The 23,337-nt window shown below is 75.1% G+C and carries 20 protein-coding genes and 1 pseudogene; 10 read left to right on the forward strand and 11 right to left on the reverse strand.

The annotated features are described in order from the left end of the window. The first annotated feature begins 122 nt into the window (after positions 1 to 122). Complete coding sequence (locus tag ACWDAS_RS20385) at positions 123 to 2,726, forward strand: MXAN_6230/SCO0854 family RING domain-containing protein (protein WP_450392644.1); 2,604 nt, start codon at positions 123 to 125, stop codon at positions 2,724 to 2,726. Positions 2,727 to 2,732: 6 nt separating this feature from the next. Here ACWDAS_RS20385 and ACWDAS_RS20390 read toward each other — a convergent pair whose 3' ends face one another. The 3 genes from ACWDAS_RS20390 to ACWDAS_RS20400 all read right to left on the reverse strand — a co-directional run bounded on the left by ACWDAS_RS20390 (position 2,733) and on the right by ACWDAS_RS20400 (position 5,676). Next, positions 2,733 to 3,980 (reverse strand): DUF2637 domain-containing protein, encoded by a 1,248-nt coding sequence (locus ACWDAS_RS20390; RefSeq protein ID WP_450393019.1) that lies wholly within the window; start codon positions 3,978 to 3,980, stop codon positions 2,733 to 2,735. 119 nt (positions 3,981 to 4,099) lie between these two features. Beyond that, positions 4,100 to 4,804 (reverse strand): DUF3558 domain-containing protein, encoded by a 705-nt coding sequence (locus ACWDAS_RS20395; RefSeq protein WP_450392645.1) that lies wholly within the window; start codon positions 4,802 to 4,804, stop codon positions 4,100 to 4,102. 65 nt (positions 4,805 to 4,869) lie between these two features. Continuing rightward, the gene (locus tag ACWDAS_RS20400; RefSeq protein WP_450392648.1) at positions 4,870 to 5,676 is read right to left on the reverse strand and encodes a hypothetical protein; all 807 of its coding nucleotides are present in this window, start codon (positions 5,674 to 5,676) and stop codon (positions 4,870 to 4,872) included. Positions 5,677 to 5,890: 214 nt separating this feature from the next. Between ACWDAS_RS20400 and ACWDAS_RS20405 the strand changes: the two genes are divergently transcribed. Then, a complete protein-coding gene (locus ACWDAS_RS20405) occupies positions 5,891 to 7,084 on the forward strand; it encodes an RtcB family protein (protein ID WP_450392650.1) in 1,194 nt (397 codons plus the stop codon). 59 nt (positions 7,085 to 7,143) lie between these two features. On the opposite strand, the gene ACWDAS_RS20410 is transcribed toward ACWDAS_RS20405, so the two are convergent. Both ACWDAS_RS20410 and ACWDAS_RS20415 read right to left on the reverse strand, forming a co-directional pair. After that, positions 7,144 to 7,899, reverse strand: a complete 756-nt coding sequence (locus tag ACWDAS_RS20410) for an SDR family NAD(P)-dependent oxidoreductase (RefSeq protein WP_450392652.1) — start codon at positions 7,897 to 7,899, stop codon at positions 7,144 to 7,146. Positions 7,900 to 8,142: 243 nt separating this feature from the next. Continuing rightward, a pseudogene (locus tag ACWDAS_RS20415) lies at positions 8,143 to 8,196 on the reverse strand (hypothetical protein); the annotation flags it as partial. A gap of 22 nt (positions 8,197 to 8,218) precedes the next feature. Between ACWDAS_RS20415 and ACWDAS_RS20420 the strand changes: the two are divergent. Beyond that, positions 8,219 to 8,767, forward strand: coding sequence for a TetR/AcrR family transcriptional regulator (locus ACWDAS_RS20420; protein ID WP_450392654.1), 549 nt, complete (start codon positions 8,219 to 8,221; stop codon positions 8,765 to 8,767). Positions 8,768 to 8,834: 67 nt separating this feature from the next. After that, entirely contained in the window at positions 8,835 to 9,311 is a 477-nt protein-coding gene (locus ACWDAS_RS20425; protein ID WP_450392657.1) for a hypothetical protein, read from the forward strand. Between the two features lie 75 nt (positions 9,312 to 9,386). On the opposite strand, the gene ACWDAS_RS20430 is transcribed toward ACWDAS_RS20425, so the two are convergent. After that, a complete protein-coding gene (locus tag ACWDAS_RS20430; RefSeq protein ID WP_450392659.1) occupies positions 9,387 to 10,109 on the reverse strand; it encodes a hypothetical protein in 723 nt (240 codons plus the stop codon). 232 nt (positions 10,110 to 10,341) lie between these two features. Between ACWDAS_RS20430 and ACWDAS_RS20435 the strand changes: the two genes are divergently transcribed. Next, positions 10,342 to 10,647, forward strand: coding sequence for a hypothetical protein (locus ACWDAS_RS20435; protein WP_450392662.1), 306 nt, complete (start codon positions 10,342 to 10,344; stop codon positions 10,645 to 10,647). A 302-nt stretch (positions 10,648 to 10,949) separates the two neighbouring features. On the opposite strand, the gene ACWDAS_RS20440 is transcribed toward ACWDAS_RS20435, so the two are convergent. After that, positions 10,950 to 12,293, reverse strand: a complete 1,344-nt coding sequence (locus tag ACWDAS_RS20440; protein ID WP_450392665.1) for an FAD-binding oxidoreductase — start codon at positions 12,291 to 12,293, stop codon at positions 10,950 to 10,952. 83 nt (positions 12,294 to 12,376) lie between these two features. On the opposite strand from ACWDAS_RS20440, the gene ACWDAS_RS20445 reads away from it, so the two are divergent. Next, positions 12,377 to 13,348, forward strand: a complete 972-nt coding sequence (locus tag ACWDAS_RS20445) for a helix-turn-helix transcriptional regulator (protein ID WP_450393022.1) — start codon at positions 12,377 to 12,379, stop codon at positions 13,346 to 13,348. 34 nt (positions 13,349 to 13,382) lie between these two features. Here the strand turns inward: ACWDAS_RS20445 and ACWDAS_RS20450 are convergent, their stop codons facing one another. Continuing rightward, a complete protein-coding gene (locus ACWDAS_RS20450) occupies positions 13,383 to 13,880 on the reverse strand; it encodes a hypothetical protein (RefSeq protein ID WP_450392668.1) in 498 nt (165 codons plus the stop codon). Between the two features lie 116 nt (positions 13,881 to 13,996). On the opposite strand from ACWDAS_RS20450, the gene ACWDAS_RS20455 reads away from it, so the two are divergent. Beyond that, positions 13,997 to 14,728, forward strand: a complete 732-nt coding sequence (locus ACWDAS_RS20455) for a DUF429 domain-containing protein (RefSeq protein ID WP_450392669.1) — start codon at positions 13,997 to 13,999, stop codon at positions 14,726 to 14,728. 149 nt (positions 14,729 to 14,877) lie between these two features. On the opposite strand, the gene ACWDAS_RS20460 is transcribed toward ACWDAS_RS20455, so the two are convergent. Further along, positions 14,878 to 15,306, reverse strand: coding sequence for an ATP-binding protein (locus tag ACWDAS_RS20460; protein WP_450392671.1), 429 nt, complete (start codon positions 15,304 to 15,306; stop codon positions 14,878 to 14,880). Next, positions 15,306 to 16,208 (reverse strand): MEDS domain-containing protein, encoded by a 903-nt coding sequence (locus ACWDAS_RS20465; protein WP_450392673.1) that lies wholly within the window; start codon positions 16,206 to 16,208, stop codon positions 15,306 to 15,308. Before ACWDAS_RS20465 ends, ACWDAS_RS20460 begins: the two co-directional genes overlap by 1 nt. Before the next feature lie 1,159 nt (positions 16,209 to 17,367). Here ACWDAS_RS20465 and ACWDAS_RS20470 point away from each other — a divergent pair. The 3 genes from ACWDAS_RS20470 to ACWDAS_RS20480 are packed head-to-tail and all read left to right on the forward strand — an operon-like array spanning position 17,368 to position 22,924. After that, positions 17,368 to 21,282 (forward strand): Pls/PosA family non-ribosomal peptide synthetase, encoded by a 3,915-nt coding sequence (locus ACWDAS_RS20470; RefSeq protein WP_450392676.1) that lies wholly within the window; start codon positions 17,368 to 17,370, stop codon positions 21,280 to 21,282. Further along, on the forward strand, positions 21,279 to 22,643 hold the full coding sequence (locus tag ACWDAS_RS20475) for a M1 family metallopeptidase (RefSeq protein WP_450392678.1): 1,365 nt from the start codon (positions 21,279 to 21,281) through the stop codon (positions 22,641 to 22,643). Before ACWDAS_RS20470 ends, ACWDAS_RS20475 begins: the two co-directional genes overlap by 4 nt. Then, a complete protein-coding gene (locus tag ACWDAS_RS20480; protein ID WP_450392681.1) occupies positions 22,640 to 22,924 on the forward strand; it encodes a glutaredoxin domain-containing protein in 285 nt (94 codons plus the stop codon). The genes ACWDAS_RS20475 and ACWDAS_RS20480 overlap by 4 nt, the downstream gene beginning before the upstream one ends. Here the strand turns inward: ACWDAS_RS20480 and ACWDAS_RS20485 are convergent. Next, the gene (locus ACWDAS_RS20485; RefSeq protein WP_450393025.1) at positions 22,903 to 23,331 is read right to left on the reverse strand and encodes a protein-tyrosine phosphatase family protein; all 429 of its coding nucleotides are present in this window, start codon (positions 23,329 to 23,331) and stop codon (positions 22,903 to 22,905) included. The genes ACWDAS_RS20480 and ACWDAS_RS20485 overlap by 22 nt on opposite strands. Between the last annotated feature and the right edge of the window lie 6 nt (positions 23,332 to 23,337).

A 23,337-nucleotide genomic window follows, 5' to 3' on the forward strand; every position in this document is an offset into this window, starting at 1 on the left:
CGGCGGCGCCGGCCCCGGGGCGGCTCCCGGGCGTGCTTCCTTCTCTTGCGAAGTCGCGTTCCGCGATGGATTCCAGCGCGCCCACTTCCCGCCCCGTACATCGACCAGGGGGAGACACAAGGATGTCCACGGCCACGACCGCAGCCACCTCGACCGCTCCGCGCACACTCGCGGCCGTCCTGCTCTCCCGCCGCGGAGCCGTCTACCTGCCGGCCGCCCCGGAGGAGTCGTCGTTCGGCGCCGCCGCGGGCGTGGCGCTGCTGGAGGCGGATCTGCTCGACCGCGGACACCTGATGGCCCCCGCCCTGCGGGCCGCGCTCGCCGGGCGGGGCGAGGCGGCGCTGGCGGAGGCGGGCCGTGTGCTGCTGGCCGACATCGACCGGGCACTGGGCGCGGACCGGCCCCACGAGCCGCTGTTCCGCGACTTCCCCGCGAGCACTCCGCGGGACACCTTCGCCTTCTACGTCGACCGCGTCCTCACCGTGCTCTTCCAGCACCCCGAGCAGCCGTGCGTGCTGTGCGGCACCGAGGGCAGCGTCCACGCCGTCTCGCCCTGTGCCCACCTGGTGTGCCGCTCCTGCTTCGACGGCGCGGACTTCTCCGCGTGCCCGGTCTGCCACGGGCGGATCGACGCGGACGACCCCTTTCTGCGGCCGCGCCGTCCGCGCCGCCTCGGCGGCCTCCGGCGGGTCCTGCCCGAGCGGCTGCGCATGCTGCACCACGGCGGTGACCTCGCGGCCCGGGACGCGGACGCCGCGCAGGAGATCCGCGGGCTCCTCGCCCGTACCGGGGCGCTGGGCCCGCAGGACGCCGAGGACCTCCTGGTGCTGCTGGAGACCCGTGACCGGGCCGAGCTGTCCTGGCTGCCGGAGCAGATTCCCGGCCGGGAGACCAAGGCCCGGGTCCTGGCATGGCTGCTGGCGGATCCCGCCGCGTACGCGACGGGCGTGCCGGCCGTGGCGGCCCGCGTCGACACCGCGACGGACGTCCTGCGACTGCTCGCCGTGCGCTCGGGCGGCGACCCGGGCCTGGTGGACCTGCCGCGTTTCGGCGCCGTGCCGCGCCCGCTGCGGCGCGCCCTGCTCGGCGTACTCGACGGACTCGCGCCGGACCAGGCGGCACAGGACATGCGACGGCACCGGCACGCGTGGCTGCGGGCCGCGGAGCTGCTGCACCCCTTCGAGCACGCGGGCCGCTTCCCGCGGGCGGCCCTCGCCGTCGCGGCGTTGCGCGACACCAGGCTCGCGGACGGCGACGCGCTCACCGCGACCCTGCGGACGGCGGCCGGCGGCGCGGCGCGGATCGACGCGACCGGGACGACGGTCCGGGTGCGCGGCTGGGCGGGCCGGGTCGAGGCCGCGCTGAACGCCATGGACGTACCGGCGGCGGTCGCGCTGCTGGCCCAGCGGCCGGGCGAGTTCGTACGCCGGCTCGACCACCTGCTGCGGCTCTCCGAGCCCGCGGAGGCGGGCGTCGTGCTGTCGGCGCTGGAGACGGCGGTGCCCCGGGTGTCGCCCGCGGTGCTGCTGTCCGCGCTCGGGGAGATCCGCAGCCGTCCGCACGCCGCCGGCATCCGGGTGTTCTTCCCGAAGGGCGGCAGCGCCAAGGCGCACCTGGCCGACGACGACCGGCTGCCGATCGCGGCCGGCGTGGTCGAGAAGGCCGTGGCCGTGCTCCACGCCGAGGTGCTGCGGCGGGCGGCGGAACGGGAGGCGGTCGACGTCGCCGTCGTGGACGCGGGCCTGGACGGCCTGATCGCGCCGTTCACCGAGCGCACCGCCTCGCGCGCGCTGATCACCCTGCCGCGCGGCAGCGAACTGCCCGTGCCGGACGGGAGGACGGTCCGGCTGTTCCTGCACTGGATGGAGAGCGAGCGGTCCGGGCGGACCGATCTCGACCTGTCCACCGCCCTGTTCGACGCGGAGTGGAACCCGGTCGGCCACTGCGACTACACACGCCTGCGGTTCGCGGAGGACGCCGCGGTGCACTCCGGCGACCTCACCAGCGCCCCGGCGCCGCAGGGCGCCAGTGAGTTCGTCGACCTCGACCTGGAGAAGCTGGCGTCCGCCGGGGTCCGCCACCTGGTCGCGGTGGTCTTCTCGTACAACAACGTCCCCTTCGAGGACCTGGCGGAGGCCTTCGCCGGGCTCATGGCGCGCGATCGGCCGGGGGACAGCGGGCCCGTCTTCGACGCCCGCGCCGTGGAGCAGCGCTACGACCTGACCGGACGGGCCCGGGCGAGCGTGCCGCTGGTGATCGACGTGGCGGCCCGCACGATGCGGTGGCTCGACGTGGTCAAGGGCGTCACCGGCACCGACCACTCCGTGGCGCGGCACGGCGACGACCTCGCCGCGCTCGGCAGGGGCCTGACCGGGCTGTTCGCCTCCGGGGCCCGCGTCGGCCTCGGGGAACTCGCCGTGTGGCAGGCCGCGGCGCGTGCCGCGACGGTACTGGTGCGGCACGCGGACGGCTCCGCCACCGCCTACCGGCGCCGCGGCGCCGAGGCCGTGGCGGAGTTCGCCGCCCGGATCGGGACGCCCGACGCCGACCCGGCCGACGGCGCGGCACCGGACACGGCGCGGCTGGCGTACCTGCTGCGCGGTGACGTCGCCGTACCCGCGGGCGGCGAGGTGTTCGCCCTGCACCCGGCGGCCCTCGACGCGGCGAAGGTGCGGCTGCTGTCGGCGCCTGACCTGGTCGCCTCGCTGGCCCCCGCCGCCGGCTGAGGGGCCCTACGACGCGTACTGGCCGTCGAGTTCGAGCCGGCGCCGCAGCTCGCGGACGTAGGGGCGCAGCGTGCTCTCGCTGAGCGGGCCGCCGTTGGGGCTGGAGATGCCGTACCGGTCCTGCAGGATGAGTCCGAACTGGCGGGCGTTGGGGAAGTTGCCGAACTGCTGGTGGTACGCCCGGAAGGCGCGGTCGTAGATCTCCTCGCGGGAGGTCTCGTCGCCGACGGGCTCGGGCTCGGGCTCCGGCTCGGGGTAGTAGTCCGGTTCGGGTTCCGGGGCGTACTCGACACGCGGGGTGGGGATCACGCCGTTGCCGTCGGCGAGGGCACGGCGGCGGTTGCCCGCGCCGACCGGCGCGGTGATGGGCTCGACCGCCGGGGCGGGAGCGGGGGCCTGATACGGCTCCGGTTCCGGCGCCTGTGCCTGTGCCTGTGCCTGTGCCTGTGCCGGGAACGGTTCGGGGGCCGGTGCGGGCTCGGGCGCCGGGGCCGGTTCCGCGGCGAACGGCGGAGCGGGCGCCGGGACCGGGGCCTGGACGGCCTCGGGCGCGGGCAGCGCGGCGGGCGCCGGGGCCGGGAGGTCGATGCCGGCCGCGGCGAGCCCGACGGCGGCGGTCTGCTCCATCGGCACCCCGTACCGGGCGAGCTTCAGCGGCATCAGGGACTCGACCGGGGCCTTGCGGCGCCAGGCGCGGCCGTACCGGGCCCGCAGCCGGGCCCGGTAGACGAGACGTTCCTGCTCGACCCGGATGACCTCGTCGTAGGAGCGCAGCTCCCACAGCTTCATGCGCCGCCACAGGCGGAAGGTCGCGAAGGGGGCCAGCAGCCAGCGTGCGAGGCGCACCGACTCCATGTGCTTGTCGGCGGTGATGTCGGCGACCCGGCCGATCGCGTGCCGGGCCGCCTCCACCGAGACGACGAAGAGGATCGGGATGATGCCGTGCATCCCGACACCGAGCGGATCGGGCCAGGCCGCCGCGCCGTTGAAGGCGATCGTCGCCGCCGTCAGCAGCCACGCCGTCTGGCGCAGCAGCGGGAACGGGATGCGCAGCCAGGTCAGCAGCAGGTCCAGCGCGAGCAGGACCACGATCCCGGCGTCGATGCCGATCGGGAAGACGTTGGCGAACCAGCCGAAGCCCTTGCGCAGGGCCAGCTCGCGCACGGCCGCGTAGGAGCCCGCGAAGCCGATCGCGGCGATGACCACCGCGCCTGTGACGACCACACCGATCAGGATCCGGTGCGTCCGGTTCATACGTATCGCGGACACCCGCGACCCTCCCAGGCTCGGAAACTAGCCTGCCAAGCCTGCCACACGGGTCAACGGGCAGGTTGCCCAAACGTGGTGAATCGGTACAGCGGATAATGCAGTTGTTACGCGTTCGCCGCCGCCACCGAGGCCGCCGCCTGCTTGGCCGCCGTCAGCGCGTCCGCGCGCAGACCCGACTCGGCCGGGGTCTTCGCGTCCTCCAGGCCGGCACCGTTGTAGGTGAGCACCAGCACGGCGTTCCCGGTGCGGGCGACGACCGTGACGTCCCGGTACTCCTCCTTGTCCTTCTTCGTCACCGAGGTCACCGCGGTGCCCGCGTCCCACACCCCGTTCACCGATACGGGCTGGCTCTTGGCGCCCTCGGCGGAACCGGCCTCGGCGACCTGCTCGGCGTAGCGCTTCTTCGCCTGCTCCTCGGCCGAGCCGAGGCCGGCGACCGAGTCGTAGCGCTGGAGGGAGACGTCCAGCCAGCGGTACTGGTAGCCGTCCAGGCCGTTCCAGGAGCAGCCGCCGCGCTCGTCGTGCTCGGCGGAGCGCGCGGGCGTGCCCGCCGGCTTCTTCGCCTTGGGCACCAGGGACTTGACGGTCTTCGCGTCGATGACCCGGCAGGGGTCGGGGAGTTGCGTGTACTTGGCGGGGGCGATACCGGTCGACGGTGACGCGGACTTCGACGCGGGGGCCGAGGCGGCGGCCGCCTTCTGCGCGTCGTCCTTCGACGAGTCCGAGCCGGAGGAGCAGCCGGCGACGAGCATCACCGGCACGGCCGCGCCCGCAAGCAGGCGGGCGAGGTGCGGGGCTGTTCGGTGCATGGATCCTTCGCTCATTTCGTTGCGTGTCATGTCATGGCACAAACGGCCAGACTACGCGGTTCGCCTCATTCGTCGAGTTGATCTGCCAGCTCCGCCGCCACCCGGCGGGCGCCCAGCTGCAGTTCCTCGCTGGGTGGTTCGACCGATTTGTCCGTCGACCACTGTGAGAGTTCAACGGTGACCAGGACGTTCGCCATGCGGAAGACGACGGTGATGTCGCGGTGGATCCCGGAGTCCTGGGTCTTGAGGACGTCGTCGAGGAAGGCCCCGTCGCCGAGGTCGTCCAGGGCGCGCGGGGAGGTGTCGCCGGTGGCCGGCGCGGAGGGGGAGGGGGCCCCCGATCCGGACGGGCTCGCCCCCTCTGACGTGGGCGAACCGGGGGTGTTAGAGGGGGAGTCGGAGGCCCCGGCCGGTGCCGCGGTGGTGGGGATGTGGGCCGCGGCGGCCCGGGTGTCGTAGTCGGCCGCGGCCTGGTTCTCGTCGCTGACCGATGTGTCGTACGACACCACGCGCTCGAGGTCGATGTGGAGGTAGCGGTTGCCGAGATCGGTGCGGCCCGTCCACTCGCAGCCGACCTTGCGGTCCGTGTCGAACGTCACGGTCGCCTCGCCCGCGTAGTCGTCGGCGTCCGGGACGAACTTCTTGAGCGTCTCCGGGGCGACCGAACCGCACGGCTCGGGCAGCACGCGGTACCGGCCCGGCGGGGCCGCGGCGACCGTCTGCCTGCCGTCGGCGGCGTCGCCGTTGCGCGCGCCGTCCCCGGAGCCACCGGATCCGCTGCACCCGGTCAGTGCGGCGACGGCGAGCGCGGTCGAGCACGCTCCGGCCAGCAGACCCCGCACCCGGTGGACGCGGTCTCCCGTTGGCTGCACTGAGCTGGCCCCTTCCTCCGGCGGTGGTCCGGCGCCCGCGTAAATCCCTTGGCACGGGTAGGCGACGGGTAGACACAATGTCTACCGCACGCGCTGCGGCCGTCGCCGGATCATGGGGCTGTATGGCTGACTTCGCCCTTTATTTCGCATTCCATTAAGACGTGTTGTCTGTGTTTCTTTGATGGATTTCACCGTTCGACCCAGGGGGATCGAGATGTCGTACACAGAAGTGCCCGGAGTGCGGGTGCCGATCCGCATGTGGACCGACCCGGCCGCGGTCGAGGGCGTCGCGATGCAGCAACTGCGCAATGTCTCCTCCCTGCCGTGGATCAAGGGTCTCGCCGTCATGCCCGACGTCCACTTCGGCAAGGGCGCCACGGTCGGCTCGGTGATCGCGATGCGCGGTGCGGTCTGCCCGGCCGCGGTCGGCGTGGACATCGGCTGCGGAATGAGCGCGGTCCGGACCTCGCTCACCGCGAACGACCTGCCCGGTGACCTCTCCCGGCTCCGCTCCAAGATCGAGCAGGCCATCCCGGTCGGCCGCGGGATGCACGGCGAGGCCGTCGACCCGGCCCGGCTGTACGGCCTTTCGGCGGCCGGCTGGGACGGTTTCTGGGACGGTTTCGACGACATCGCCGAGCCCGTCAGGTTCCGGCACGAGCGGGCGACGAAGCAGATGGGCACGCTCGGCTCGGGCAACCACTTCATCGAGGTCTGCCTCGACGAGGAGGGCGCCGTCTGGCTGATGCTGCACTCCGGCTCCCGCAACATCGGCAAGGAACTCGCCGAGTACCACATCGGCGAGGCCCAGAAGCTGTCGCACAACCAGGGCCTGGTCGACCGCGACCTGGCCGTCTTCATCGCGGACACCCCGCAGATGGCGGCCTACCGGCGCGACCTGTTCTGGGCGCAGGACTACGCGAAGCGCAACCGCGCGATCATGATGGCCCTGTTCCAGGAAGTGCTGCGGCGCGAGTTCCGCAAGGCCAAGGTCACGTTCGACGAGATCATCTCCTGCCACCACAACTACGTGGCGGAGGAGAGCTACGAGGGCATGGATCTGCTGGTCACCCGCAAGGGCGCGATCAAGGCGGGCAGCGGCGACCACGGGATCATCCCGGGCTCCATGGGCACCGGTTCCTACATCGTCCGCGGCCTCGGCAACCCCGCCGCCTTCAACTCCGCCTCGCACGGCGCGGGCCGCAGGATGAGCCGCAACGCGGCGAAGAAGCGGTTCTCCACGCGGGACCTGGAGGAGCAGACCCAGGGCGTCGAGTGCCGCAAGGACTCGGGTGTGGTGGACGAGATCCCGGGCGCGTACAAGCCGATCGAGCAGGTGATGGAGCAGCAGCGGGACCTCGTCGAGGTCGTCGCGAAGCTGAAGCAGGTCGTCTGCGTCAAGGGCTGAGCAGGGACGGGCGTGGACCGGTGCGGTGCACGCCCGTCCGGCGCGAGCAGCCGGGGCGGCTACGGCTCCCGGTGCACCCGGTGCTGGGCGGCCTGGGCGCGGGGGCGGACGACCAGCAGGTCGACGTTGACGTGGGAGGGGCGGGTGACCGCCCAGGTGACCGTGTCGGCGATGTCCTCGGCGGTCAGGGGTTCGGCCACACCGGCGTAGACGGCGGCGGCCTTCTCCTCGTCGCCGTGGAAGCGGGTGACGGCGAAGCCCTCGGTCTTCACCATGCCGGGCGCGATCTCCACCACCCGGACCGGCTCGCCCAGCAGCTCCAGGCGGAGCGTGCCGGCGAGGGCGTGGGTGCCGTGCTTGGCCGCGACGTAGCCGCCGCCGCCCTCGTACGGGGTGAAGGCGGCGGTGGAGGAGAGCACGACCACCGTGCCGTCGCCGGAGGCGATCAGCCGGGGCAGGAACGCCTGGACGGTGTGGAGCACGCCGAGGACGTTGACCTCGTACATCGCGCGCCACTCCTCGGGGTCCGCGGTCGCGACCGGGTCCACGCCGAGGGCGCCCCCCGCGTTGGCGAACAGGACGTCGACCCGGTCGAGCGTGGCGGCGAGGGCGTCGACGGCGGCGCGGTCGGTGACATCCAGCGCGACGGCGGCGGCGGAGTGGCCCGCGGCGGTGATCTCCTTGGCGAGCGCCTCCAGGCGGTCGGCGCGGCGGGCGGTGAGCACGACGTGGTAGCCGGCTTCGGCGAGCCTGCGGGCGGTGGCGGCGCCGATGCCGCTGCTGGCGCCGGTCACGACTGCGGTACGGGGGCTCATGGTCGTGCTGCCTTTCGCCGGTCGGGAGGTCGGGAGGGGCGAGTGCCCGCCTACGACTGCAGCATAGGCGCGGCGCCGCGGAGCGCCCGCAGGGCGGTCCGGTGGGTGAACCACAGCAGGGACACCGTCGCCGTCCCCATCGCCGCGGCGAGGGCCAGATGGCCGGCGGCGGAGGTGGGCGCCAGTCCCGCCGGCGACAGCGCGGCGTGGACGCCGCACCGCAGGGCGACCAGGCCGAGGGCGTCAGACGGGTCCTGCGGCCCAGGCGATGTAGCCGTCGGGGCGGACGAGCAGCGTGGTGCGGCCGCCGTCGGCACGGGTGGTGCGGACGGCGCGCGGGTCTGCGGGGCCGCCGCGCGACCGCTTCGCCGCCGACGGCTACGAACGCGCGACCATCCGCGCCATCGCGAAGGACGCCGGCATCGACCCCGCGGTGGTCATGCGCTACTACGGCAACAAGGAGGGGCTCTTCGCCGCCGCCTCCGAGTTCGACCTGCGCATGCCCGACATGACCGCGGTCGCGACCGAGGACCTCGGTGCCGTCCTCGTCGCGCACTTCCTGGAGCGCTGGGAGGAGGACGAGGCGCTGACCGCGCTGCTGCGCGTCGGCGTCACCAACCCGGCCGGCGCCGAGCGGATGCGGTCGATCCTGCAGCGGCAGCTCGCAACGGTCGCCGCCGCCGTGTGCCCCGATCCGGAACCCGGCCGGGCCGCGGAACGCGCCGTGCTCGTGGCCTCGCAGATCCTCGGCATGGCCGTCAGCCGGTACGTGCTGTGCTTCCCGCCCGCCGAGGCGGTGGCGCGCGAGGAGTTCGTCGCCTGGCTGGCGCCCACCGTCCAGCGGTATCTGACGGCCGTCGCGCCCTGATGCGGCCGGCCGCCACCGTGAAGTGATCGGCAGCGGTCGCCGGCCGCGCGCAAGGGAGCGACGACGCATGGAGCCGAAGAACGTCCTGGCGGTCATCGCGCCGCACGTCGGGGGCCGTGACGTGGGCGCCGCCCTGGCCGCCCACTTCGACGGCCGGGCCCGGGTCACCGTCGTCGAGTCCACCGACGAGGACCCCTGGCTCCGCCCCGCCAGCGGCGGCCGCGACCACCACGCCGTGCTCCGCCGGACCGATCCGGAGCGTCTGACGCGGTGGCCGGCCTCGCCCGAAACGGCCCGGTGGCGGCGCGAGGCGGCGGACTTCGCCGTCGAGCCGCACGAAGGCCGGCGCACCACGGACATGGAGACCTGGTTCCACCTGCCCGGGGCCGATGCCTCGGCGCCGCCTCGCTGGAAGACGGCGCTGGTCACCGGCTGCGCGGTCTATCCGTTCCCACTGCTGCTCAACCGGCTGGTCACGCCGCGGCTGTCCGGCCGGTGCCGCTGCGGGCGCTGGTCTTCCCCGGCGTCATCTCCCCCCTGCTGACGCACGCGCTCATGCCGCTCCTGAGCAGGTCGCTGCGCCGCCGGCTCCACGGGGACGTGGTGCCCGAGGGCTGACCTAGGCGCTCTGATCGCCCTCGACGTTCGTGCCGGGGCCCAGGCCGGCCAGCGCGTCCTTGGCCACGGTCAGGGCGCCGTCGCGGAGCTCGGAGTCGGCCGGTGCCTTCTTGGACTCGAAGTCGCTGCCGTTGTAGGTGACGGTCACGACCGCGTTGCCCTTGCGGAAGACCACGACCGCCTCGCGGGTCTGCTGCTTGTCCTCGGTCGTCAGCTCCACGGACACGGAGGCCTCGTCGCCGATGCCGGACGCCTCGGTCGCCTTCTTCAGCCGCTTGTAGGAGGCCTTCGCCGCCGCCTCGCCGTCCTGGCCGCCGCTGGTCGTGGAGACCTCGAAGGTCACGTCGAGCCACCGGTAGTCGAAGCCCTTGAGGGCGTTCCACGAGCAGCCCGTCCGGTGCGAGGGGTCGGTGAGGGACAGCTGCTTGCCGGCCGTCTTGGCCTCCGGCACCAGCTTCTTGATCGTCGCCGCCCTGATCGCGGTGCACGGCGCGGGCGGCTTCGCGTAAGTGGCGGGCGCGTCCTTGGAGTTGCCGGCACCGGAGCCGGCGTCAGGACCCGAACCGGAGTCCGACCCGGAGGGCGCGGCGGAGCCGGTCTGGGATCCGTTCGCCGACGTGCGGCCGGCGTCCTCGTGGGACGAGGAGGCCATCGTCCAGCCGACGATGGCCAGTATGGCGGTGGGCAGCAGTCGAGCCGCCAGGGTGAGGGGCAGGGACGCCACGGCGGTCTTCTCTTCGTCGGTCCTGAGGAGCGTGGGGGAGGAGGCAGGGGTGGGGAATGTGCGGCCTGAGCGTACGACGCGAAGATGAGATTGCCATATGAAAGTGGCCCGGGAACAGAGCATGCGCGTAGGGGTTGCGGTACCGGGCGTGACGGGTGTACCCTCGCGCCCCCGGAATCCGGGTGCGGCGCGGCCGCCCGGCCGCGAGGATGAGCGGCATGCCGGATCTGCTGTGGGACGACGTCGGCGACTGCACGAACGGGCCTTCTGGGGCGACCCGGTGGCCGAACTCGTCTCGCTCTCCCTCGGCGGCGACACCGGCCCCGGCAGCGACCTCGTCATCGGCTACCACGAGGCGGGCGGCACCATGGACTTCGGGCCGCCGACGCTGCACCGGCTGGCGCTCTACCGCGTCTACCTGGGCCTGATCCTCGTGGTCGAGTGCGGTCCGCGGGGCTACCCGGCGGAGCACGCCGACCGCGTCCGCGACGCCCTCGGCCGCTGGGTCGCGGAACTGGAGGCACTGCAGAGCGGATAGCCGGCCGCGGCGTCGGTCGCCGACGTCCGCGCCGTTTCCCCCTTCCCCGGGCGCCCCGCGCAGGGGCACCCGCCGCCTCGCGGTCGCGGGCACCGGACCCCGTGGCCCGGCGCCGGCGGTGCGCCGGGGCGGTCACAGGAACACCGGCAACCGCGACGGCCGCGCCGACCTCCCCGTCGGCGCCGACGGGGAGAACGACCCCGAGGGCGCCGCCTGGTTCCTGCCGGGTGCCGCGCCCGCGCTCTGCTCGACGACGGCATCGACCAGCTTCGGCCGGCCAGGGTCGGGCTGCCGGCGCGCACCTACACGGCGTTCGGCTTCCGTGTCGCGGGCTGACCCGCCGGCCGTACCCCGCGGTTGAAGCGGAAGAGGTCGCCGGGGTCGAGGGCGGCCTTCAGGCGGGTGAGGCGGTCGAGGTCCGGTGCCGGGTGGCCGGAGCTGAACTGGGCGGGCGTCGCGCCCGCCCCGTCGCCGTAGACGAAGGTCAGGCAGCGGCCCGCCGTCCGTCCGGCCACCTCGGCGAGGACGCCGCGCTGCACCGCCCGGACCGGCTCCATGTCCGGTCCGGCCGCCGAGATGACCCGCAGCAGGAACCGCCCGTCGCGGTGGCCGGTCGCGCCCGGTACGGCGGGCGGCCGGGCGAGTGCGCCCCCGAGGTGGCGCAGGTCGACGACGGTGCCGGCGGCGGCCGCGAGGACCCGGCGCAGGGCGGCCGCGTCGACGTCCCGGAGCACGGCGTTGTCCGCGGCATAGGCGTGCGGCTGCGACGGGTCGCGGTGGACGGCGCCCGACTCGGCGTACGGCATGAGCCGCAGGACGTCGGCCGTCCGCGGCCCTGTCGCGCGCAACGGCGCCACGAGGCGTTCGCCCTCGGCCGCGGGGCCGTTGAAGGCGATGCGCACCGAGGCGAGGTGCCGTCCGCCGGGCCCGGCCGGGACAAGCGCCACGGAGGACGTCAGCTCCTCGGGCACGTCCTCCGTCCAGCGCAGGTACGCCTCCAGCACCGACTCCGTCGCCTCGGCCGGGAAGACCAACTGCCCGCCGTACAGCGACGCCACCGGCAGCAGGCCGATCTCCATGCCCGTGACGACGCAGAGGCCGTGGCCGCCGCCGCGCAGCGCCCAGAACAGCTCCGGCTCGGTCCGCGCCGTGACGTGCCGGGCCCGGCCGTCCGCCGTGACGACGTCGAAGGCCCGCACATGGTCGCAGGCCCAGCCGTACTGGCGTGCCGTCAGCCCCAGTCCGCCGCCGAGCGTGTAGCCGACCGCCCCCACGTCCGGCGAGGAACCGCTCGGCGGAGCCAGTCCGAAGGGCGCGGCCGCCGCGATGACCTCCGCCCAGCGGGCGCCCGCCGCGACGTGGGCGGTGCGCGCGGCGGGGTCCACGCGCACCGCGCGCATGCGGCGGGTGCTGATCAGCGCGCCCCGGTCGGCGGCGACGGACAGGCCGTGCCCGGTGGCCTGCACGGCGACCGGCAGCCCGCGGGCGGCCGCGTGGGCCACGGCGGCCCGGACGTCCTCGGCCGACCCGGCGGCGACGATCAGATCGGGGCGGTGGCGCTGCGCGGTCTGGAAGCCGGAGCGCTCGGCGTCGTACGCCGCGTCGCCGGGGGTGATCCGTGTGTCCTTGTACGTGTTCGTCGTCATGGGGGCGACGCTAGGGGCCCTTTAGGACACAACTTGTCCTCAGGCTGTGGAAATCTGGGCGCGTGACGACGGACCGCCCGACGATGCCCGCCCGCATGCTGCGGCTGCTCTCGCTGCTGCAGAGCCGCCGCGCGTGGTCCGGCGCCGAGCTCGCCGACCGGCTCGGCGTGACCGGCCGCACCGTGCGCCGCGACATCGACCGGCTGCGCGACCTGGGCTACCCCGTGCACGGCACCACGGGCACGGCGGGCGGCTACCGGCTCGCCTCCGGCCGCGACCTGCCCCCGCTGCTGCTGGACGACGACGAGGCGGTCGCCGTCGCCGTCGGGCTGCGCACGGCCGCGTCAGGCGGAGGCGTGGCGGGCATCGAGGAGACGTCGGTCCGCGCCCTGGTCAAGCTGGAGCAGGTGCTCCCCGCGCGCCTGCGGGCCCGGGTCGCCGCCGTCGGCGCGGCGACCGTACGCGTCCCGGTCGGGCGGCGTGCGCCGGAGGCCGATCCGGACACGCTGGCCCTCCTCGCCGCCGCGTGCCGCGACCACGAGGCGGTGACCTTCGACTACCGGGGCCGCGACGCCGCCGCCCCGGAGCGGCGCCGTGCCGAACCGCACAGCCTCGCCACCGCGTACGGCCGCTGGTACGTCATCGCCTACGACACCGACCGCGACGGCTGGCGGGTCTTCCGGCTCGACCGGCTCACCGGCCCCGCGCCCGCGCACCGCCGCTTCACCCCGCGCGAACTTCCCGGCGGCCCGGACACCGACCCTGCCGCGTACCTCGCCGGCACGCTCACCGCCGCCCCCTACCGCCACACGGCCGCCGCCACGGTCGGCGCTCCCGCTGCAGAGGTGCTGGCCCGGCTGCCCGCGCCGCTTCCCGGGCGGGTGACACCGGTGGACGGGGAGACCTGCCGGGTGACCTTCGGCGCGGACTCCGTCGACCTGATCACGCACGACCTCGTCGCCCTGGCCGGACTCCCCGTCGTCCTCGACGCGGACACCCCGGCCGCGCTCCGCGCCCATCTGCGGGAGGTGGGGCGCAGGCTGGCTCAGATGTGAACGGGCCCGGAAGCCCGCCCGGGTACCGCCTCGGTCACCCGGCGGCGCTCGTCGGCTGCTCCACCACGTTCCGGCCGCCGAGCGGAGCCAGCTTGCCGGGGTAGTCGGGCTGCCGTCCCTGCGCGAGGCCCGTGCCGGTCGCCGGGGCGGTGGTGTGCGCCGGCGTGTGGGCGCCGGTGTGCGCGCCGGTGTGGGCGGGCGCCGCGTGGGCACCGCCGGACTGCTGCGTGCCGCCCGGGGCGATCGCCATCGGGGCAGCGGAGGGCACCGCCGCGGTGACCGCACGGCTCGTCTCGGTCTTGGCCTGCTCGTCCTTGTCCGGCGCGTGGCTCACCCCGAAGCGGGTCCGCAGGTGGTGCCCGGCCGCCTCGTCGAGGCTCACCGGCCGCTGCAGCCGCACCGCCAGCCGGCTCGCCTCACGGCCGAGCGCCGCGAGGTCCTCCCACCGCAGATGCACGACGAGCGGCAGTTCCGCCTCCCCGTCGGGGAGTGCTTGAAGGCCCTGGAAGGGGACGTTGCTCTGACTGTTCATCGGCCGGTCCTCACCATTGGCTGCTGTGCGGTACGGAAGGGGATACGCACACCGGCGCCGGAGCGTTCAGCCCGCCCGCGCGGTGCACCCCCCGCCCGGCGGGGATGATGGACCCCATGCGCACTCTCGGGATCGACCTGGCCGCGAGCCCGCGCACCACCGCGGTCGCGGTCGTCACCTGGCCCGGCGACGGCACGGCCGTCGTCGCCCCGCCGCTGCTCGGGTGCGCCGACGAGGCGCTGATCGACCTGCTCGGCGGCCTAAAACCGGGGGAACGCGCCGGAGTGGACTGCCCCTTCGGCTGGCCGGTCCCCTTCGTCGAGGCCGTCGCCGCGCACGCGGCGGGCACGCCCTGGCCCGGGCGGGGCACCGACAGCTCCGCGCACCGGGCGACCCTGCGCCACCGCCGCACCGACATCCTCGCCCACGAGGAACTCGGCGGCCGGTGGCCGCTGTCCGTGGCCTTCGACCGGCTGGGCGCCACGGCCGCCCGATGGGCCCACCTCGCCGACGAACTCGCCGCACGCGACCGGCCGGTGGCCCGCGACGGCTCCGGGCGGATCGCCGAGGTGTACCCGGCGGCGTCCCGCAGGCGCTGGGGCCTCGGCCCCGAACGGTCGACGGCGGAACTGTGCGCGGCCGCGCCCTGGCTGCGCTGCGGTCCGGCCGAGCGGGCCGCGTACGACGGCAGCGAGCACGCCTTCGACGCGCTGGTCGCCGCCCTTGCCGCCCGGGCCGTCCAGCGCGGGCTCACCCGGGGCCCGGCCGGTCCCGAGCAGACCCGCGCCGCCGCCGTCGAGGGCTGGATCCACCTGCCCCCGGCGGGCAGCCTCCCCGACCTCCCGTGACGCGGCGGGCCGTTCGGCCCCGCGTGCGCCGGCGCACCACCGCGCCGGGCCTTCGCGCTGCCGTCCGCTCCGGGCGCCCGGTGCGATCCGGGGCAGGGCAAGGGGCGAGCACGGACAGGCCGAACCCCGGGGCCGCGAGGCGCCCGGGATCAGCCCAGCGCCATCGCCAGGGTGACGACCGCGCCGACGGCGCCCGCACCGACCGTGAGGCGGTCGGTGACCAGGCGGGCCAGCCACAGCCCCCGGCCGCAGTGGGAGTCGAGGCCGGGCAGGAGCTCGGGGATGACGGCGACGCTGAAGCCGGGGCCGGAGTCGGTGACCCGGCACTGCACTTCTCCGTCGGTTCTCCGCAGCATCATTCGGCCCCGGCCGCCGCCGTGCGTGATCGCGTTCGACGCCACCTCGTTCACGGCGAGGACGAACTCGCCGCGGCGCGGGGCCGGAAGCCCCGCCCACACCGCGAACTCCTCCGCCAGGACCCGCAGCCTGGGCAGGTCGCCCTCCGCGAAGTCGCGTTCCAGCCAGCAGCCGTCGGCGGCCGGATCACCGGCGGACGGTTCGCGCAACTCCTCCAGCATCAGCCGCTCACCCCGATCAGCACCAGCCCCGGCACGGACGCCGCCCCGAGCCTGCGCAGCAGCGTGATGTGGAAGGCCGAGCAGCGGACCTCCACGTGTACTCCCCGGCTCCCGGCGGCGGCCGCCAGGGACAGCAGCTCCATGGCGCATCCGATGTCGAGGAAGTGCAGGTCGCGCAGGGCCAGTGCGAGCCGTCCGCCGTTGGCGGTGTGCCGCAGCGCGTGCTCGACCACGGCGCGGAACCGCTCCCGTGTACTGTGGTCGGCCTCGCCCAGCAGGCGCAGCAGACCGTCGGTGTGCGTCGCGTAGAGCGCACCGAGCCGGGTCAGCAGATTGCGGGGATGCGCCTCCGCCATCGTGTCCAGCACGTCCCCGGTGAACCACCTGCGGTCGTAGGCGCAGATCTCCGCGTACGGCCGCCCGGCGAAGAGATGGTCCGCGTGGCTCTCGCGGTGCATCATCATGTCGATGGGCGCGCCCATGTCGCGCACCCAGTGCATGTCGATGTAGGCCCGCAGGCCCGCGTACCCGTCCCGGACCGCGCGCTCCGTCTCCTCCGCGAGCCGGCCCTGCTGCCGTACCGCCGTGAACTCGCGGTCCGGGCGGATCAGCGCCCGCATGCTGCTCAGCACCAGCTGGCCGCGCCGCCGCGCCGACTCCACCCACGCGTCCGCGCCCCCGCCGCCCCCGCCGCCGTCGGCGGCCGCCAGGTGCGCCAGCACCTCGCCCTCGGGCACCCCGGGAGCCGGGAAGACCATCACCCGCTCGCCGGCCGCGAGTCCGAGCCGCGTGAACGCCGACAGGACGTCCCAGCGTGTGTCGTCGCCGTCGTAACTGACGAACGCGTGGTCGCCGGGCCGCATCCGCTGCACCGGAACGACCCGCACATCCGCGGCAGGCACCGATCCTCACCCCCTGGTTTCCGGGTTGCCGAGGTTAGGAGTGCGTGCCGCCGGCCCGCCAGACGGGATCGCATCTGCACGAGATCCCGCCTGGACCGACCGCTGTCACGCCGGAGCTGCCCGGAAGCGCCCGTCCTCCGGCGTGATGTGACGGTGCGCCGATCAATGCCCCGCTCAGGGGTTCATGAACTGCCCTGGAGACAGGGCCCGGTCGCAGATCCGCACGTCGCCGATCCAGCCGTGCAGCAGCTGGTCGAGCCGGCCGCCGTACTCGTAGCCGCCCAGCATCCAGGCATGCCGAGGGTGGTCAGGCCGGTGGCCCTGGTGGCGGGGTCGCGGGCGGCGGGGCAGCCGTCGACGTGCAGGGTGGTGCGGCGTCCGTCGCTGACGACGGCGACGTGCCACCAGGTGCCCGGGGGGAGTTCGTGGCCCCAGTCGGTGACGGAGGTGCCGGGGTCGACGGGGTGGACGCACCACTGCAGTTCGCGGCCGCCTGAGGGGTCGCGGCGGCGGTCGGTCCCGCCACGGCCGCCCCGCCACTCCCGCGCCCATCAGCAGGCGGCGGCGCGTGCCGGGGTGGGGTCCGTCCGTTCCGCGGTGCGTGTCGCACAGGGTCTTCCCGCATTCGCGGATCGGGCCTCGACCGGTCGAGGCGCTACGGGCGGCGCGCGGAAGGCGGCCCGACGACCGGAGAAGATCCGTGAACGGACGCGCGCCCCGTGGGGCGGGCTCCCGGGGGCTTCCGGCCGGCGGCCTTTCGCACACCCGTGCGAGGGCGGATTGAGGGTGCGTCAGGGCGGGCCCGGTGCTGTGAGACCTGCCACGCGACTCCTTTTCGGCGGGCACGTCCGAATAACGACCGGTAAACTCCCTGTTCGCCAAATGTGACGTCAGGTGCGAGCCCGGCCGCCGTCCGGTTCGGGACGGCCGCCGCAGGCGGCCGCACCGGCCGTGGACGCGTTCGCGGGCCCGTACCCCGTGCGCCGGGACACCGCGGTTCCCGGCCGGCCGGACGAGGTCCACCGGCATCGCAGCAGTCCCGAGCTTGTGGAGGGTTCGACATGCGTACGTCCTCGGCCGTGAACGACCGGAACACAGTGGGCTCCGCGTCGACCGCCGCACCGCCGACGCCCGGGTCGCCCGGGCGGGGGAGCACTGTATGACGCTCGTCGAGCCGCCGTTCACCCTGCCGGCGGATCCGACCGGCGGCCTGACCGCCGCCCCGGTCCTCGCCCCGCCCCGCCCGGCGCTGTTCCGGGCCGCGGACGCCGCCCCCGAGCGCACCCTGCTCGGCATCCTGGCCGCCACCGCCCGGGCGCACCCCACCGCACCCGCCGTCGACGACGGCGCCACGACGCTCAGCTACCGCGCCCTGGCCGCCGCGACCGAGCGCCTGCGCCACCGCCTCGCCGAGGCCGGCATCGGCGCCGGCGACCGGGTCGGCATCCGGGTGCCGTCGGGCACCGCCGACCTGTACGTGGCGATCCTCGCCGTGCTGGCCGCGGGCGCCGCCTATGTGCCCGTCGACGCCGAGGACCCCGACGAACGCGCCGGGCTGGTCTTCTCCGAGGCGCAGGTCTGCGCCGTCATCGGCGAGCACCTCGCGGTCACCCCGTGCGCCGCGCCGCGCGGCGACGCCGGCCGCCGCCCCGGGCCGGACGACGACGCGTGGATCATCTTCACCTCCGGCTCCACCGGCAGGCCCAAGGGCGTCGCCGTCACCCACCGTTCCGCCGCCGCGTTCGTCGACGCCGAGGCCCGGCTCTTTCTCGCGGAGGAACCGCTGGGCCCCGGCGACCGCGTGCTGGCCGGGCTGTCGGTGGCCTTCGACGCGTCCTGCGAGGAGATGTGGCTGGCGTGGCGGCACGGCGCCTGCCTGGTGCCGGCGCCGCGCTCCCTGGTCCGCACCGGAGTGGACCTCGGCCCCTGGCTGGTCGAGCAGGGCATCACCGTGGTCTCCACCGTGCCCACCCTCGCCGCGCTGTGGCCCGTCGAGGCGCTGGACGACGTCCGCCTGCTGATCTTCGGCGGTGAGGCCTGTCCGCCCGAACTGGCCGAACGGATGGCCGTCGAGGGCCGCGAGGTGTGGAACACCTACGGCCCGACCGAGGCCACCGTCGTCGCCTGCGCCGCCCAGCTCACCGGCGAGGGCCCGGTCCGCATCGGACTGCCCCTGGACGGCTGGGAGCTGGCCGTCGTGGACGCCCACGGCGAACCGCTGCCCATGGGCGCGACCGGCGAGCTGGTCATCGGCGGGGTCGGCCTCGCCCGCTACCTGGACCCCGCCAAGGACGCCGAGAAGTACGCCCCGCTGCCCGCCCTCGGCTGGGACCGCGCCTACCGCAGCGGCGACCTCGTCCGCGCGGAGCCGGAGGGACTGCTCTTCCTCGGCCGCGCCGACGAACAGGTCAAACTCGGCGGCCGCCGCATCGAGCTGGGCGAGATCGACGCCGCCCTCCAGGCGCTGCCCGCTGTCGCCGGCGCGGCCGCGGCCGTGCGGACCACCAGGGGCGGCAACCAGATCCTGGTCGGCTACGTCGCGGTGACCGGGGGCTTCGACCAGGCCGACGCGCTCGCCCGGCTCCGCGAGGCGCTGCCCGCCGCCCTCGTCCCACTGCTCGCCGTCGTCGACACCCTGCCCACCCGCACCTCGGGCAAGGTCGACCGGGCCGCACTGCCCTGGCCGCTGCCCGGACTCGACACGCCCGCCCCGGAACTCGCCGGCACCGAGCGCCGGCTGGCCGAACTGTGGGGCGAGATCCTCGGCGCCCCCGTGACCGGGGCCGACGCCGACTTCTTCGCGCTCGGCGGCGGCAGCCTGGCGGCCGCGCGCCTCGTCTCCCGGCTGCGCGCCCGCCACCCCGCCGCGTCGGTCGGCGACATCTACCAGCACCCCACCCTCGGGGCGCTCGCCGCGCGCCTGGAGGAGGCCGACGCCCGCCGGGCCGCCGCGCGCCCCGTACGGCCGGTGCCGCGCCGGGCCGCCGCGGCCCAGCTCGTCCTGATGCTCCCGCTGCTGGCACTGGCCGGGCTGCGCTGGGGCGTCGTGGCGGCCGCGATCGGCGATGCGCTCCGCCTGACCGGCCCGTTCCCCTGGGTGCCCGCCGTCTCCTGGTGGTGGGTGCTGGCCGGCTGGGCGCTCCTGATCAGCCCCGCCGGACGTGTCGCGGTGTCCGCGGGCGGCGCCCGGCTGCTGCTGCGCGGGGTGCGCCCGGGCACCTACCCGCGCGGCGGCGGGGTGCACCTGCGCCTGTGGGCCGCCGAACGCCTTGCGCAGGTCAGCGGTGCCGGCCACCTCACCGGCGCCTGGCTGAGCCACTACGCCCGGGCGCTGGGCGCCAGGATCGGCGACGGCGCCGACCTGCACTCGCTGCCGCCGGTCACCGGGATGCTCAAGCTCGGCAAGGGCAGCGCCGTGGAGCCCGAGGTCGACCTGTCCGGGCACTGGCTCGACGGCGACCTGCTGCACATCGGCAAGATCCGCGTCGGTGCCGGAGCCACGGTCGGCTCGCGCAGCACGCTCCTGCCCGGGGCCCGGATCGGCAAGCGCGCCGAGATCGCCCCCGGATCCGGCGTCGTGGGCGCGGTCCGGGCCGGGCAGCGCTGGGGCGGGGTGCCCGCCGTCCGCACCGGCAAGACCTCGCACCGCAGGCCGGACTCCCGGCCGCCGCGCCGGCTGCGCTGGTCGGTGGCGTACGAGGCGACCTCCTTCGTCCTCGAACTGCTGCCCGCGGTGTCGGCGCTGCCCGCCCTGCTGGTGCTCGCCCGGTTCCTGCGCGGGGCCGGCGCCGCGCCGCTGCCCGCCGCGCTCGCCGCCGTCCCCCTGGCGACGCTCGCCTGGCTGCTGACGTACGCGCTGCTCGTGCTGGCCGGGGTGCGGCTGCTGGGCGTGGGACTGCGCGAGGGCCACCACCCCGTGCACGGGCGGGTCGCCTGGCAGGCCTGGACGACCGCGCGGCTGATGGACCGGGCCCGCGCTCACCTGTTCCCGTTCTACGCCAGCCTGCTGACGCCGGTGTGGCTGCGGGCGCTCGGCATGAAGGTCGGCCGCCACGTGGAGGCCTCGACGGTGCTGGCGCTGCCCACCATGACCACCGTCGGCGACGGCGCCTTCCTCGCCGACGACACCATGGTCGGCAGCTACGAACTGGGCGGCGGCTGGATGCGGATCGCCGCGGCCCGGATCGGCAAGAAGGCCTTCCTCGGCAACTCCGGCATGACCGCCCCCGGCCGTTCGGTGCCCAAGAACGGCCTGGTCGGAGTCCTCTCCGCGACGCCCAAGGGTGCCAAGGCGGGCAGTTCGTACCTGGGCATGCCCCCGATGAGGCTGCCCCGCGTCCCCGAGGAGGGCGACCGGATCCGGACCTTCGCGCCGCCCCGGCGGCTCGTGCTGGCCCGCGCGGCCGTCGAGCTGTGCCGGGTCGTCCCCGTGATGTGCGCGGTCGCCCTGGCCGTGCTCGTACTGGCCGGGTACGCGGCGCTGGCCGGCCGGTACGGCCACCCCGTGGCGCTGGCGGCCGGCGGGCCGCTGCTCCTGGGGGCCGGCGCGGCCGCCTGCGCGGTGGCCGTCGCGATGAAGTGGCTGCTGGTCGGGCGGGTACGGGTGAGCGAACGGCCGCTGTGGAGTTCGTTCGTGTGGCGCAACGAGCTGGCCGACACCTTCGTCGAGGTACTGGCCGTGCCGTGGCTCGTCGGCGCGGCCGGCGGTACCCCGCTGATGAACCTGTGGCTGAGGTGCCTGGGGGCGCGGATCGGGCGCGGCGTATGGTGCGAGACGTACTGGCTGCCGGAGGCGGACCTGGTCCGGATCGGGGACGGCGCGACCGTCGGCCGCGGCTGCGTGGTACAGACACACCTGTTCCACGATCGGATCATGCGCATGGACGAGGTCGTACTCGGGGAGGGTGCCACCCTCGGCCCGCACGGCATCGTGCTGCCCGGCGCGACGGTCGGCGCGCGGGGCGTGATCGGCCCCGCCTCGCTGGTCATGCGCGGCGAGAGCGTGCCCGAGGGCACCCGCTGGCTCGGCAACCCGATCTCCGCCTGGCACACAGAGGGGGCCCGCACAGGGTGAGCAACGGCAAGCGAGTGCGTGGCGGGGCCGCCGTCCCCGCCACGCCCGGGGCAGAGGCGTCCGCCGACTCCTACTTCCCCGAGCACGGCAACGGCGGTTACCGGGTCACCCACTACGACCTGGAACTGGAGTACCGCCCGGCGGCCAACCGCCTGTCGGGCAGGGCCCGGATCTCCGCGGTGGCGGACCGGGCCCTGTCCGCGTTCAGCCTCGACCTCGGCGCCTTCCGGCTCGACCGGGTCCTCGTCGGCGGCCGGCCCGCCCGCTACACGCACCGTGCGGGCAAGCTCCGCGTCAAGCCCGCCGGTGTGCTGCCCGAGGGCCCCTTCGAGGTCGAGGTCCGCTACGTCGGCAATCCCCGGCCCGTGCGCTCCCGCGACTGGGGGGAGCTCGGCTGGGAGCAGCTGGAGGACGGCGCGCTCGTCGCCAGCCAGCCGATCGGCGCGCCCTCCTGGTTCCCCTGCAACGACCACCTGGGCGACAGGGCCGGCTACCGGATCTCGGTGACCGCGCCCTCGCCGTACACGGTGATCGCCAACGGCAGCCTGGAGTCGTACCGGGTCGGCGCCTCCACGACGACCTGGGTGTACGACCAGCCGGAGCCGATGCCCCCGTACCTGGCGACCGTGCAGATCGGGCAGTACGAGCTCGTCGACCACCTCGGCGGCCCGATACCCCAGCCCGCCGCCGTCCCGTCGCGCCTGACCGCGGACTTCGCCCACGACTTCGGCCGCCAGCCGCGGATGATGGCGGCCTTCATCGAGCTCTTCGGGCCCTACCCCTTCAGCGAGTACGCCGTCGTCGTGGTCGACGAGGAGCTGGACGTCCCCGTCGAGGCCCACGGCCTGTCCGTCTTCGGCCGCAACCACGTCGACGGCCGCCGCGGCTGCGAACGCCTCGTCGCCCACGAACTCGCCCACCAGTGGTTCGGCAACAGCCTCGCCCTCGCCGACTGGCGGCACATCTGGCTGAACGAGGGCTTCGCCGCGTACGCCGAATGGCTGTGGTCCGAGTCCAGCGGCGAGGCGCCCGCCGCCCGCCACGCGGCCCGCGCCCACGCCAAACTCGCCGCCCAGCCCCAGGACCTGCGGCTCGCCGACCCCGGGGTCCGGCGCATGTTCGACGACCGGGTGTACAAGCGCGGTGCCCTCACCCTCCACGCGCTGCGCACGGTCATGGGCGATCCGGCCTTCTTCCGGCTGCTGCGGGCCTGGACATCCACCCACCGGAACGGCACCGTGACCACGGAGCAGTTCGTCGCCCTGGCGCACGAGCACACCGACCAGCCGCTGGAGGCGCTGGTCTTCCACCCTTGGCTGCACGGGCCGCGGCTGCCGCGACTGCCGATCGGGGGAGCATGAGCGAGGCACACGCGGGCGGGGTCGTCGTCTACTGGCGGCCCGGCTGCCCCTACTGCATCAAGCTGCGGGTGCGACTGCTGTTCGCACGGCTGACGCACACCAAGGTCAACATCTGGCGGGACCCCGACGCCGCCGCCTTCGTGCGCTCCGTGGCGGACGGGAACGAGACCGTGCCGACCGTGACCGTGGCGGGCCGCCCCATGGTCAACCCCTCGATGCGGCAGCTGAGGGAAGCGGTCAGGAGCCACGCGCCGCACCTTCAGCAGAAGCGCGACACATAGCGGCGCTGCCAGGGCGTCTCCACCGCCCGCCTGACGTAGTGCTCCCGCACGTAGGCGACGGCCTCCCCGCGCGGTACTCCGTCCAGCACCGCCAGGCACGCCAGCGCCGTCCCCGTACGGCCGACCCCGCCGCCGCAGGCGACCTCCACCCGCTCGTCCGCCGTACGCGCCCACGCCTCGCGCAACGCCGCCGCGGCCGCCACGCGGTCCGAGGGCAGCCGGAAGTCCGGCCAGCGCACCCAGCGGCTCTCCCAGCCGACCGCGGGCGGTTCGTGCCCCAGCAGGTACAGCCCGAACGCGGGCTCAGGCCCGGCCGGCAGCGGCCGCCGCAGCCCCCGCCCGCGCACCAGCCGCCCGGACGGCAGTCGCAGCACCCCCTCGGCGCCGGGGTCCCAGGCGGCGGTCACGGCGTG

The sequence above is a fragment of the Streptomyces sp. NPDC001070 genome, assembly GCF_053598835.1.

Excerpts from the sequence above, each read along its gene's own strand:
- ACWDAS_RS20385 (WP_450392644.1), top strand. The coding sequence starts at position 123 with ATGTCCACGGCCACGACCGCAGCCACCTCGACCGCTCCGCGCACACTC.
- ACWDAS_RS20390 (WP_450393019.1), bottom strand. The coding sequence starts at position 3,980 with ATGAACCGGACGCACCGGATCCTGATCGGTGTGGTCGTCACAGGCGCG.
- ACWDAS_RS20395 (WP_450392645.1), bottom strand. The coding sequence starts at position 4,804 with ATGCACCGAACAGCCCCGCACCTCGCCCGCCTGCTTGCGGGCGCGGCC.
- ACWDAS_RS20405 (WP_450392650.1), top strand. The coding sequence starts at position 5,891 with ATGTCGTACACAGAAGTGCCCGGAGTGCGGGTGCCGATCCGCATGTGG.
- ACWDAS_RS20410 (WP_450392652.1), bottom strand. The coding sequence starts at position 7,899 with ATGAGCCCCCGTACCGCAGTCGTGACCGGCGCCAGCAGCGGCATCGGC.
- ACWDAS_RS20425 (WP_450392657.1), top strand. The coding sequence starts at position 8,835 with ATGGAGCCGAAGAACGTCCTGGCGGTCATCGCGCCGCACGTCGGGGGC.
- ACWDAS_RS20440 (WP_450392665.1), bottom strand. The coding sequence starts at position 12,293 with ATGACGACGAACACGTACAAGGACACACGGATCACCCCCGGCGACGCG.
- ACWDAS_RS20445 (WP_450393022.1), top strand. The coding sequence starts at position 12,377 with ATGCCCGCCCGCATGCTGCGGCTGCTCTCGCTGCTGCAGAGCCGCCGC.
- ACWDAS_RS20450 (WP_450392668.1), bottom strand. The coding sequence starts at position 13,880 with ATGAACAGTCAGAGCAACGTCCCCTTCCAGGGCCTTCAAGCACTCCCC.
- ACWDAS_RS20455 (WP_450392669.1), top strand. The coding sequence starts at position 13,997 with ATGCGCACTCTCGGGATCGACCTGGCCGCGAGCCCGCGCACCACCGCG.
- ACWDAS_RS20460 (WP_450392671.1), bottom strand. The coding sequence starts at position 15,306 with ATGCTGGAGGAGTTGCGCGAACCGTCCGCCGGTGATCCGGCCGCCGAC.
- ACWDAS_RS20470 (WP_450392676.1), top strand. The coding sequence starts at position 17,368 with ATGACGCTCGTCGAGCCGCCGTTCACCCTGCCGGCGGATCCGACCGGC.
- ACWDAS_RS20480 (WP_450392681.1), top strand. The coding sequence starts at position 22,640 with ATGAGCGAGGCACACGCGGGCGGGGTCGTCGTCTACTGGCGGCCCGGC.